Genomic DNA, 385 nt, shown 5'->3' with positions numbered 1-385 from the left:
GCATCAGGCACCACCGAAGCTGACGGCACGGCCGACCTGCGCCACGTGTCGCCCGAACGCAGCTACGTGATCGGCAGCGACCGCGCGGGCGGCGTGTTCATCTCCGAGAATTTCTATTACGACAGCGAGATCTACAACACCAAGCTGTACGCCTTCACCGATCGCCCGCTGTATCGCCCGGGCGACGAAGTCAGCGTCAAGTTCATCGGCCGCAACTTCAAGAACGCGACCGAGTCGACCGTGCCGGCGGCCGGCGACATCAAGCTGCAAGTGCTTGACCCGAATGGTGCGCCGGTGGCCACTTCCACCACGCGGCTGGCGGGCGAGACGGGCGCCGACGCGCGCTTTACGCTGCCATCCAACGCACCGGCCGGTGGCTACTCGC

1 protein-coding gene is annotated in these 385 nt (G+C 66.0%); it reads left to right on the top strand.

Features of this window, described 5'->3' with window-relative positions; all coding sequences use genetic code 11:
- A partial coding sequence (locus G9373_RS45760) for an MG2 domain-containing protein (RefSeq protein WP_167121426.1) occupies positions 1–385 on the top strand: 385 nt, incomplete at both ends.

It is taken from the genome of Rhodococcus sp. A14 (assembly GCF_011603105.1).
In the GTDB taxonomy this organism is placed as follows: domain Bacteria; phylum Actinomycetota; class Actinomycetes; order Mycobacteriales; family Mycobacteriaceae; genus Rhodococcus_F; species Rhodococcus_F opacus.
Note: the sequence above shows the minus strand (reverse complement) of the source record. Positions and strands in the feature narration are given on the sequence as shown.